9 protein-coding genes are annotated in these 11482 nt (G+C 68.2%); 4 read left to right on the forward strand and 5 right to left on the reverse strand.

The window, feature by feature from the left end; genetic code table 11:
• Together D7Y15_RS39115 and mrpC are read left to right on the forward strand one after the other, a co-directional pair.
• Window positions 1–268: helix-turn-helix domain-containing protein (locus D7Y15_RS39115; RefSeq protein WP_199746037.1), on the forward strand; the 268-nt coding region annotated here is incomplete at its 5' end.
• 262 nt (window positions 269–530) lie between these two features.
• On the forward strand, window positions 531–1277 hold the full coding sequence (gene mrpC, locus D7Y15_RS39120; RefSeq protein WP_014395195.1) for a Crp/Fnr family transcriptional regulator MrpC: 747 nt from the start codon (window positions 531–533) through the stop codon (window positions 1275–1277).
• Window positions 1278–1373: 96 nt separating this feature from the next.
• Here mrpC and D7Y15_RS39125 read toward each other — a convergent pair whose 3' ends face one another.
• Entirely contained in the window at window positions 1374–2282 is a 909-nt protein-coding gene (locus tag D7Y15_RS39125; protein ID WP_148712978.1) for a hypothetical protein, read from the reverse strand.
• Between the two features lie 234 nt (window positions 2283–2516).
• Here D7Y15_RS39125 and D7Y15_RS39130 point away from each other — a divergent pair, with 234 nt between their 5' ends.
• Window positions 2517–4355: a DNA mismatch repair protein MutS gene (locus D7Y15_RS39130; protein WP_121755748.1), complete on the forward strand. Its 1839-nt coding sequence runs from the start codon at window positions 2517–2519 to the stop codon at window positions 4353–4355.
• A 52-nt stretch (window positions 4356–4407) separates the two neighbouring features.
• Here the strand turns inward: D7Y15_RS39130 and D7Y15_RS39135 are convergent, their stop codons facing one another.
• Entirely contained in the window at window positions 4408–5580 is a 1173-nt protein-coding gene (locus D7Y15_RS39135; protein WP_120580807.1) for a thiolase family protein, read from the reverse strand.
• An 81-nt stretch (window positions 5581–5661) separates the two neighbouring features.
• Window positions 5662–8052: a 3-hydroxyacyl-CoA dehydrogenase/enoyl-CoA hydratase family protein gene (locus tag D7Y15_RS39140; RefSeq protein ID WP_120580808.1), complete on the reverse strand. Its 2391-nt coding sequence runs from the start codon at window positions 8050–8052 to the stop codon at window positions 5662–5664.
• A gap of 128 nt (window positions 8053–8180) precedes the next feature.
• Between D7Y15_RS39140 and D7Y15_RS39145 the strand changes: the two genes are divergently transcribed.
• Window positions 8181–9935, forward strand: a complete 1755-nt coding sequence (locus D7Y15_RS39145; protein ID WP_120580809.1) for a M1 family metallopeptidase — start codon at window positions 8181–8183, stop codon at window positions 9933–9935.
• Window positions 9936–9941: 6 nt separating this feature from the next.
• Here the strand turns inward: D7Y15_RS39145 and D7Y15_RS39150 are convergent, their stop codons facing one another.
• Both D7Y15_RS39150 and rpmE read right to left on the reverse strand, forming a co-directional pair.
• Window positions 9942–10820, reverse strand: coding sequence for a site-specific DNA-methyltransferase (locus D7Y15_RS39150; protein WP_120580810.1), 879 nt, complete (start codon window positions 10818–10820; stop codon window positions 9942–9944).
• Window positions 10821–11051: 231 nt separating this feature from the next.
• Window positions 11052–11300, reverse strand: coding sequence for a 50S ribosomal protein L31 (rpmE, locus tag D7Y15_RS39155; RefSeq protein ID WP_120580811.1), 249 nt, complete (start codon window positions 11298–11300; stop codon window positions 11052–11054).
• Window positions 11301–11482 lie beyond the last annotated feature (182 nt).

The raw sequence follows: 11482 nt of genomic DNA on the forward strand, positions 1-11482 counted from the left end.
CCCCATGGACCCCCACCGCGCCCCCGGCGCCGCGGGCAGCATGTTCGCGGCCCCCGCCGTGGACGACGTGAGCCTCATCCCCACCCTGGAAGAGGCCGAACGGCAGCTCATTGCCCGGGCCATGGCCGTCACCAAGGGCCACAAGGGACGCACGTGTCAGATCCTGGGCATCAGCCGTCCAACGCTTGAACGAAAGCTTCAAAAGTTCGGTCTTGCACAGGGGCAGGGTCCACAGGTGCACCCTTATCCGGTGAAGGATGCTTCCTGACAGTGTCCCAGCCCCGACAAACCGGTGTCCCCATTTAACGTTTCGTTCAAAGTGATCAGACTGTTTGAACGTTCTGTTTCAGGTTTTGGACACAGTGGGGGGTGCCAAACCGGGGTGTAGCGCTAAGTACCCGGCATTCCTCGAACTGTTCCCCTGGGAATAGTTCAAGTGCTCATGGCACGCCTCTTGGAAAGGGCAAGGTCCGTCCGCAGCAGCAGCGACCAACCTTCCCCATCCCTTTCCGTCTTCCCAGGAGACTCCCATGCACGGCTTCAACCGCCCCCTCGGCCCCATCGGTTCCAACGTCGTGGCGCCGCTGCAGGCGACGTCGTCCGGCATGATGGTGACCGCGAACAAGCTGGTCCCCGGCCAGGAGGCCATCGACTTCAAGGGGTACTTCAAGGTCGAGTCCTTCCCGCACAACTCGACCATCTACCGCCCCGGCGACACGTCTGACCGCGTGTACCTGCTGAAGTCCGGCCGCGTGCGCCTGATGCGCATTGGCAAGAACAGCACCCGCTCGGTGGTGTCCATCCTGCGCCCGGGCGACCTGTTCGGCGAGCTGTTCCGCCCGGAAGGCACGCCCATCGAGGAGATGGCCGTGGCGGCGGGCGAGGCCGAGGTGTGGAGCATCGAGGGCCGTGACTTCCGCGCCCAGCTGGAGGCCCGTCCGGCCCTGGCGGTGGACGTGGTGCGCGCCTACGCGGACCGCGTGCGCTCGCTGCGCAAGCGCGTCCTGGGCCTGACCTTCAAGGAGGTTCCGGCCCGGCTGGCGGACACCCTGCTCACGCTGGTGGAGGCGCACGGCGAGCGCTGCCCGCACGGCGGTGAGACGGACCTGCGCGGGATTACCCAGCAGGACCTGGCGGACCTGGTGGGCGCCTCGCGCTCCTTCGTGTCCACGCTCATCAACGAGATGAAGCGCGAGGGCGTGCTCGGCAACGTCGGCCGCATCCTCTGCGTGCGTGACCAGAAGGCCCTGCGCAAGCTGGCCTCCAAGGAGAAGTAATCCACACGTCCCTTCAAGGGGACCGTGACGTCCAACGGGCCTGACCGCGAGAGCATCCGCGGCCGGGCCCGTGGTGTTTTCAGCGCACGGCGCTGTTCAGAACATGAAGCCCAGGCCGAGCTCGGGGGTGAAGCCGAGAGGCAGCCCCAGCGGGGCCACCTCGGAGTCCAGCGCGAGGTAGCGCACCCCGCCGCGCAGCATGAGGCTGCCCAGGTGCAGCGCGAGCCCTCCGCGCGCGTCCAGTTGCTGGTAGGGCCCGGGCGTCATCTGCAGGCGCCCCTCCACGTCCAGGGGGCCCAGCAGGCACGCCTCCACGGACATGCCCAGGCTGGGGGCCACGTAGACGCGCCCGGGGGCATCCAGGGTGGAGACGCCTGCTTCCATGCGCAGGCGGAGCTCCTCCCGGACGAGGGGGGAGTACGTCACGTGCATCTCCCCCAGGGTGCGCGTGTCGCGGTACGCCGAGGTGTCCCACGTCCCCGTCAGCCGCGACATCCGCAGGTCCATGCCGAAGCGCTGGGCCTCCCAGCCGAGGTCGAAGTCCAAGCCGGTGCCGCCCCTGAGGGGTGACACCAGCAGGCCCGCGCGGAAGGAGAACGGCACGGCGTGCCGCAGCGAGTTGCGCTGGGGCGGCGCGTCTGGAGCCACACTCTCGTGGCCGTGGTGGGTGCCCGTGTTGGCGATGGCCTCCCCCATGCCCCGGAACAGCAGCTCGAAGATGGCGCCCAGGATGAAGGAGGCGGCATCGCTGGACGCGCTTGAGTTGTACTCGTAGCTGTCGTCCGTGGAGGACACCGTGGTCCTCTTGCTCTTGGACGAACGGTTCTTGTTCTCGTCGTCCTTCTTCGAATCGTCGTCCCGGTCCGAACCGATGGCGGTCGCCTCATGGACGGGCTTCGACGATTCGGTGGAGTCCGAGCGCTTGCCGAAGCGGGCCTCGGCGGGAGGCGCGGCGAGCAGGCCCATGAGGAGCCCTCCGCCCAGTACGACCTTGGGTAACGACATGGGGTGAGCCCCCTCGATGAGGCACGGCCGGCCCGACCGTCCCTCATGGGCCGCATTCAAATCCCGGAGGCCCCTTGGGAGTCAACCGCGAGCCCGCTCGACGCTGGAAGCCGGGTCCAGGCCCCCGCGCATCGTGCCCCCGTCCAACGGCTGTCCTCGACTGGCATCGAAGCGTGACGGGACGCGTTGAGCGCTTGCCCTCGGACGGGGGGCCGCACAGCATGCGCGACCATCGTGCCCGCCCCGACCGAGTCCCAGAGCCCGCATCGCACGTACACCGACCGCCGCGCCGCCGCCCAGGCGGACCTGACGGAGTTGGACCGCGTCAGCGCGCGGTACGCCAACCTGCGCACCGTGGCCTTCGTGGCGGCGCTGGTCATCGCAGCGCTGACACTGATGGGCCGGCTGCCCAAGCCCTGGTGGTGGGCGGCGGCCGGGGCGCTCGCCGTCTACGGCGTGCTGGCGGTGCTGCACCACCAGGTGTTCCTCAAGGAGCAGCGCGCGCGCCTCTTCGTCCTGCTCAACGAGCGCGGCCTGGCGAGGCTGGAGGGCGGCTGGCATTCCTTCTCGGACACGGGGGAGCGGTTCCTCTCCCCCAACCACCTCTACGCCACGGACCTGGATGTCTTTGGCCAGGGCAGCCTCTTCCAGCTCATCAACGAGACGGCGACGCGCGCGGGTGAGGAGCGGCTGGCCGCGTGGCTGTCCTCCCCCGCCACCGCGGAGACGGTGGTGACCCGGCAGGGCGCCGCGCGCGAGCTGGCCCCGAGCGTGGACTTCCGCCAGGACCTCTGCGTGGACGCTCGCGTGGTGGCGAAGGACAAGGCGGACCCGGCCCTCTTCATCCAGTGGGCGGAAGCCGGGCCCTCGCTGGACGCCATCCGCTGGGCACGGCCCCTGGCCATCGTGCTGCCCCTGATAACGCTCACCCTCTTCATCCTGGGCACTGTTGGCGTGATTCCAGACAGCACCGTCTGGGTGGGGCTGCTCGCACAGCTGGGCATCGCCGTGGCCACGCGCCGCACGCTGCGGCAGATGGACGAAGCCGTGGAGCGCGGCGAGCGCGGCTTCGTGCGCTACGCCTCCATCTTCGAGCGCGTGGAGAAGCAGACCTTCGAGCATCCACGCCTCAAGCAGCTCCAGTCCGGCCTGAGGGCGCAGAGCGGCCCGGCGGTGTCCGTGCTGTTCCAGCGCTTCAGCCGGCTGTTCTCGCTCATCGAGTTCAAGCGGCACCAGTTCCACCCCCTGGTCCACTGGGTCACGCTCTGGGACATCCACGCCCTCTTCGCGCTGGAGAACTGGCGCGCCGCCCACGGCCGCGACGTGCGCCAGTGGTTCGAGGGACTCGCGGAGCTGGAGGCCCTCTGCTGCCTGGGAGGCCTGGCCCATGACCGCCCTGCCTTCACCTGGCCCGAGCTGCACGCCCAGGGCCCGAGCGTGGAGGCCACCGCGCTGGGACACCCGCTGCTGGACGCGCCCGTCCCCAACGACGTGTCCCTGCCCGGCCCGCGTCACGCGCTGCTGATTACCGGCTCCAACATGAGCGGCAAGACGACGCTGATGCGCGCGCTGGGCGCGAACGTGGTGCTGGCGCTGGCGGGCGCGCCGGTGTCCGCGGCGTCGTTCCGGCTGTCTCCAGTGCAGGTGCTCACCAGCATGCGCGTGAAGGACTCGCTGGAGCGCGGCGTGTCGTACTTCCACGCGGAGGTGCTGCGGCTGAAGATGGTGCTGGACGCGGCGGCTGCCGCGAAGGGCCAGGCGCTCTTCCTGCTGGACGAAATCCTGCTGGGCACCAACACCCGCGAACGGCAGATTGCCTCACGCGAGGTGCTGCGGCTCCTGCTCGCCTCCGGCGCGTGTGGCGCGGTGACGACGCACGACTTGTCGCTGGCGGTGCTGGCGGACGAGCCGGGCTCGCACGTGGTGAACGTCCACTTCCGCGACCACCTGGAGGACGGGAAGATGGTGTTCGACTACCGGCTCCGGCAGGGGGTGGTGGACACCACCAACGCGCTGCGGGTCTTGCGCCTGGCGGGCGTCCCGGTGAACGACCCGGACGCCCCGGCCTCCTGACAGCCACCTCGCGCCCCCTTGAAGCCACCAGGGGGCGCGAAGCGGAAGCGGATTACTTCGCCAGCTCCACCAGCGCCGCGGCACCCATGCCGCCGCCGATGCACATGCTCACCACGCCGTAGCGGCCGTCCCGGCGCTTCAGCTCGCGCAGGATGGTGGCCACCATGCGCGCACCGGACACGCCCAGCGGGTGGCCCAGGGCGATGGCGCCGCCGTTCGGGTTCACCTTGTCCTGGGGGATGCCCAGCTCACGGATGCAGTGCAGCGCCTGCGCCGCGAAGGCCTCGTTGAGCTCGAACACGCTGATGTCTTCCACCTTCAGCTTGTTGCGCTCCAGCAGCTTGCGGATGGCGGGCACCGGGCCCACGCCCATGATTTCGGGCGGCACGCCGGCGACCACGTAGTCCACGAAGTAGCCCAGCGGCTTGACGTTGAGCTCCTTCGCCTTCTCCTCGCTCATCACCACCGCGGCCGCCGCGCCGTCCGTCAGCGGAGACGCGTTGCCCGCCGTCACCACGCCCTTGGCGTTGAAGGCCGGGCGCAGCTTGGCCAGGCCCTCCACCGTCGTCTCCGGGCGCAGGATGGTGTCCACCGAGACGGTCACCTGCTTCTGGGTGCCGTCCTCGTCGAACATGGTGGTGGTGACGGGGAAGATCTCCTCCTTGAACTTCCCCTGCTCGCGGGCCGTGGCCGCGCGGCGCTGGGACTCGGCGGCGAACTTGTCCGCGTCCTCACGGGTGACGTTGTAGCGGGAGGCGATGTTCTCCGCCGTCGCGCCCATGGAGGTGTAGACCTCCGGCAGCTTCTGCATGATCTCCGGGTTGGCGGAGACCTTGTTGCCGCCCATGGGCACCATGGTCATGGACTCGGTGCCACCGGCCACGGCCACCTGGAGCATTCCGGACTTGATGCCCTGCGCCGCCTGCGCCACGGACTGCACGCCGGAGGAACAGAAGCGGTTGATGGTCAGGCCCGGAACGGTGTCCGGCAGGCCGGCGAGCAGGCTCGCGTTGCGGGCCACGTTCATGCCCTGCTCCGCCTCCGGCATGGCACAGCCCATGATGACGTCCTCCACGTCCGCCGGCTTCAAGCCGGGGACCTGGGCGACGGCCTCCTTGATGGCAAGGGCCGCGAGCGTATCCGGCCGCGTGTCCTTGAACTCTCCCTTGTGGGCGCGGGTGAAGGGGGTGCGCACCGCGCTGGCAATCACGACTCGTCCGGACATTTTAGATGTCTCCCTGCCCGGACAGCGTCCGGGCGTGCTTCGGAATTCGCGTCTGGAAAACCATTGGGTAAACGCCTCGCGCTAGTTGCGCAGCGGCTTGCCCTTCTCGAGCATGAACATCATGCGGTCCTGGGTCTTCTCCTCGCCGATGAGGCTCAGGAACGCTTCCATCTCCAGCTCCAGCAGCTTCTCCTCGGTCACCAGCACGGACGGGCTGGTGTCACCACCGGAGAGCACGCGCGCCAGCTTCTGGGCGATCTTCCGGTCGTGGGCGCTGATCTGATTGTTGAGCTGCATGTCGTACAGCATCATGTCGATGGTGGCCGCGCCGTTGGGGCCCGGCAGCCGGAAGCGCGTGGGACGCGGCGGGCGGAAGCCGCCGTTCGCCAGGCCCAGCACGCGCGACTTCGCGTCCGACAGGAGGAAGTCGCGGTTGCCCGTGATGCCGTCCTGCTGGGACAGGAAGCCCGTCTCGCGAGCCTCTTCCGCGCTGGTGGCGACCTTCGCCATACCGATGGCGAGGAACACCTTCTTGAGGAAGGGCAGCGAGTCGAAGTCCTTGTCCGCCGCGTAGCCGCCGAACACGTTGCGCAGCAGCATCATGGTGCCGCCGCCGCCCGGGATGAGGCCCACGCCCACTTCCACGAGGCCCATGTACAGCTCCGCGCTGGCCTGCACCGCGTTGCCACCCATGGTGACCTCCGCGCCGCCGCCCAGCGTGAGGTTGAAGGGCGCCGTCACGACGGGCACGGGGCTGTAGCGCATGCGCTGGTTGGCCGCCTGGAACGCGGACGCCATCTTGCGGATGGAGTCGAAGTCCTCGCTCTTGGCCGCCATCAGCATGGCCATGATGTTCGCGCCGGCGGAGAAGTTGGAGCCGTCGTTGCCAATGACGAGGCCCTTGAAGTTCTTCTCCGTCTCATCCAGCGCGGTGTTCATCATCGCGATGATGTCATCGTCGATGGAGTTCATCTTGGAGTGGAACTCCAAGAGCGTGACGCCGTCGCCCATGTCCCACAGCGACGCGCTGTCGTTGCCGGTGATCTTCTTGTTGCCGCGCTTGAGGTACTCCACGCGGAAGGTGCGCGCGTTCTCAGACACCTGCTTCACGGACTTGGACGGGATGTCCCAGTAGGTGTCGCGGCCGTCCTGCACGCCGTAGAAGGACGTGCGGCCCTTGGCCAGCATCTCCTCCACCCAGGCGGCGGGCTTGAGGCCCAGCGCCTTCATGCGCTCCACGCCCTTCTGGACACCGTAGGCGTCCCAGACCTCGAAGGGCCCCAGGTCCCAGCCGAAGCCCCAGCGCACGCCGCGGTCCACGTTGACCAGGTCGTCGGCGATCTCCGGGATGCGGCGGCTGGAGTACGCCAGCACGTCCAGGGTGACGCGCTCGGCGAACTTGCCGGCCTTGTCGTCCGCGTTCATCACGGACGCCACGCGCTCCTTGACGTTTTCAATGTCCTTCGCGGCGCCCAGCGAGTCGAAGCGCACCTTCGCCTGCGGCCGGTACTCCAGCGTCTTCAGGTCCAGCGCGAGGATGTCCTTGCCACCGGAGGAGCGGTCCTTCTTGTAGAAGCCGCCGCCGCTCTTGTCGCCCAGCATCTTCTTCTCCACCATCTTCTGGAGGAAGTCCGGGGCGGCGAAGACGTTGCGCTCTTCGTCGTGCGTCAGCGTGTCGTAACAGTTCTTCGCCACGTGGGTGAACGTGTCCAGGCCCACGATGTCCGCGGTGCGGAAGACGGCGGACTTGGGACGGCCCATGGCCGGGCCAAAGATCTTGTCCACCTCTTCAATGGACATCTCCGTCTTCTGCATCTCGGAGATGGTCCGCATCATCCCGTACACGCCAATGCGGTTCGCGATGAAGTTGGTGGTGTCCTTGCCGTAGACGATGCCCTTGCCGAGCACCTCTTCGCCGAACTTGTGGAGGGTCTTCACGACCTCCGCGCTCGTCTCCTGGCCGGCCACGAGTTCCAGGAGCTTCATGTAGCGCACGGGGTTGAAGAAGTGCGTGACCAGGAAGTTCTTCTTGAAGTCCGCGCCGCGGCCTTCGGTCATCCCCACGATGGAGAGGCCGGAGGTGTTGGAGGAGATGATGGCGTCCTTGCGGGCGTGCTTCTCCACCTTGGCGAACAGGGCCTGCTTGACGGCCAGGTCCTCCTTCACCACCTCGATGATCCAATCGCACTCGCCCAGGCGCGCGAGGTCGTCTTCCAGGTTGCCCACTTCAATGGCCGCGAGCACCTGCTCGGATACGATGGGGCTGGGCTTCGCCTTGCGCAGGTTCGCGATGGCGCCCTGCGAGAACTTGTTGCGGAACGCCTTGGAAGCGGTGTCCTCGCCCGGAGCAGCCTGGGGCGGAACGATGTCCAGCAACAGGGCGCGCACGCCGGAGTTGGCCAGATGCGCGGCGATGCCGCTGCCCATCACGCCAGCGCCAAGCACCGCCACTTTTCGGATCCGGGTCGTCATCGGAAATCGGCTCCCATAAAAGGAAGTAGGGGACTGCACAAATGTAGGCGATTGACCCGGAAGTCAACCGGCATTGCCGTCGGGTGTGCTCGCCAGGAGGTCGGCTCCCCGACTACAAGTCGGGCCCCATGGCTCGCCTCGACCCGCACTCGTACAACGACAGCACGCAGCCTGAGACCGAAACGCTGGACTGGAAGGCCCGCGTCGATTTCCGGACGCGCCGCCTGCACGCGGAGGCCACGCTGACGCTCAAGGAGGCGTCAGCAGGTCCCCTCGACCTGGACACCCGCGACCTGGACATCCGGGGCGTGGTGGATGCCCAGGGTCGCCCCTTGCCCTACATCCTCTCCCCTCCTGAACCCATCCTCGGCAGCCGGCTTCGGATTGAGCTGCCCGCGGGGCTGAAGCAGCTGACGGTGCGCTACCGCACGTCCCCGGAGGCGAGCGCGCTGCAGTGGCTGACGCCGTCGCAAACGGCGGGTGGGCAGCAGCCGTTCCTGTTCAGCCAGTGCCAGGCCATCCACGCGCGCAGCGTGGTGCCGCTGCAGGACACGCCGCGCATCCGCATCCGCTACCGCGCGTCCCTGCGGGTGCCCAAGCAGCTCAAGTCCGTGATGGCGGCCTCGTTCGTGGCGCGCGAGGAGCACGGCGTGGAGGCGGAGGAGCACTACGAGATGCCGCAGCCGGTGCCCCCGTACCTGCTGGCGTTCGCGGTGGGCAGCCTCACGTCCAAGGAATTGGGGCCGCGCTCGCGGGTGTGGGCGGAGCCGGAGGCGCTGGAGGACGCGGCGGACGAATTCGCGGGCGTGGACGACATGCTCAAGGCCGCGGAGTCGCTCTTCGGACCATACGACTGGGAGCGCTTCGACCTCTTGCTGATGCCGCCGTCGTTCCCCTACGGCGGCATGGAGAACCCGCGCCTGACGTTCCTCACGCCCACGCTCATCGCGGGGGACAAGAGCCTGGTGAACGTGGTGGCGCACGAGTTGGCGCACTCGTGGACGGGCAACCTGGTGACGAACGCGTCCGCGGAGCACTTCTGGCTGAACGAAGGCTTCACCGTCTTCGCGGAGCGCCGCATCCTGGAGGCGCTGGCGGGGCCGGAGGTCGCGGCGCTGCACGCGGCCCTGGGGCGCCGTTCGCTGGACGAAGCGCTGCACCACTTCCGCGCGCACCCGCAGCTCACCGCGCTGCGCACGCACCTGTCCGGCGTGGATCCGGACGAGGCCTTCTCCCAGATTCCCTACGAGAAGGGTTACCTGCTGCTGCGCGCGCTGGAGGACGCGGTGGGCCGTCCCACCTTCGACGGCTTCCTGCGCCGCTACCTGGCGAAGTACCGCTTCCAGGCGCTCACCACGGAGGAGTTCGTCCGCTTCACGGAGGCCGAGCTGCCGGGGGCCCTGGCCAAGGTGGACGCGGACGCGTACCTGAACCGGCCTGGCGTGCCGCCCAGCGCGCCCCGCCCCACCTCCGCGCGGCTGGAGGCGCTGGAGAAGCTGCGCGGGACGGTGCCTTCGCAAGCGGACACGAAGGACTGGACGCCCACCGAGTGGCAGCTCTTCCTGGAGTCCATGCCGGCGGACACGTCCCAGGACGTCTTCCGGGAACTGGACGCGAGGTTCTCGCTCACGGGCAGCCGCAACTCGGAGGTGCTGGTGGCGTGGCTGGTGGCGGCGCTGCGCGCGGGCTTCGATGCTCCGCTCGGCCGGGCCGAGGAGTTCCTCGGCGAGGTGGGCCGGATGAAGTACCTGAAGCCGCTCTACAGCGTGCTCGCCTCGTCGCGCGACCACCGCAAGGTGGCGCGCGCGGCGTTCGAGAAGAACGGGGCGAGGTACCACCCCATCGCCCGGCAGGGCGTGGAGCTCATCCTCACCCGCGCGTGAGGCGGGTTACTTGAGGGTCGCGTCCAGGCGCTTCTTGGACAGGGCCAGGTACTCCGGGTTCATGTCGATGCCCACGTAGCGGTGGCCGTGCTTCAGGGCGGCCACGCCGGTGGTGCCGCTGCCGTTGAAGGGGTCCAGGATGAGCGAGTTCTCCGGGCAGCTCGCCTCCAGGATGCGCTCCAGCAGGGCCACCGGCTTCTGCGTGGGGTGGCTGCCGAAGGCCTTCTCCTCGCCGCGCGGGGCCGTCTGCGTCCACATGCGGCCGGCGCCGTCGGCGGTGAGCTCCTCGTCACCGTTGCGCGGCAGGTTCCACACGTCGCGCATCTGCTTGCCGCCGTTCTCCGCCTTCATGCGCTGGTAGTTGAAGACGTGCTTCAGCTTGCCGCCGGACGCCGGCGAGGCCCAGATGAGCAGCTCCGTGGAGTGCGTGAAGTAGCGGCACGCCAGGTTGGGGCTCGCGTTGGGCTTGTACCAGGTGACGGTGTTGAGCAGCTTGTAGCCCAGCTTCTGCATGGCGAAGCCGGCGTTGAAGATGACGTGCTGCGTGCCGCTCACCCACAGCGTGCCGCTGGGGCGCAGCAGGCGCTGGCAGGCGGCGAGCCACTTGGTGGTGAAGGCGTGGTCCTCCTCCACTCCGCGGGACACGTCCCACTGGCCCTTCGCCACGGAGACGCGCTTGCCACCCTTGCAGGTGGTGCCGCCGTTGGAGAGAAAGTACGGCGGGTCCGCGAAGATGAGGTCGAAGGACTGCTCGGGCAGCTGGGCCATCAGCTCCAGGCTGTCGCCCTGCAGCAGCGTGTAGGCCTCCCCGCGCTTCGCGAAGACGCTGTCGTTCTGGGAGCGTCGGACAATCTTCAGGGCAGGGGCAGCAGCTTCCGCGAACATCACGCCTCCGTCTTTGGGACAGACGTCTCTGGGACGCGGCGGACTGTGCGGTCACTTGCGTGCTACGTCGAATTTCTGGCCTGTAATTGGCTGTAGCACCGAAAGCGCGCGTGAAAATTTGACGAGCGCCTGGAGCTGAAACACCGCGAGCAGGGCGGGGAGCGCCTCTGTCGTTCGAGGCCCTCCACGACCCTGCTCGTGGGGTGCTACGGATGCTGTAGAGCCGAAGGACTACGCCTTCTCGGGCTCGGCGGCCTTGGCGCCCTTCTTGGCGGCCGGCGCGTTGTTCGCGTACTTCTTCTTGAAGCGGTCGATGCGGCCGGCCGTGTCCAGCAGCTTGTACTTGCCGGTGAAGAACGGGTGGCAGTTCGAGCAGACTTCCACGCTGAACGAGCCGCGGGTGGACTTGGTCTCGACGATGTTGCCGCACGCGCAGGTGATGCGGGAGGGCGGGTAGACCGGGTGCAAGTCGGGCTTCATGGCTTCTCTCCAGTGCGCCTTGCCCCCACCCAGGATGGGAGGGAGGTCCAGCGTTGTAGTGGGTCGGGGCTTATAGCTACCGCCCCGACCTTTCTCAAGGATGCGCGTCCGGACCGGGGGTTTCTCCTCGGGGACGCCTCCCTCGGGCCTGGCTGGTGGCCGGCTGGCGACCAGTCAGGGGG

Origin of the sequence: Corallococcus sp. AB030 (assembly GCF_003668965.1) — a bacterium.
GTDB classification, from domain to species: Bacteria; Myxococcota; Myxococcia; order Myxococcales; family Myxococcaceae; genus Corallococcus; species Corallococcus exiguus.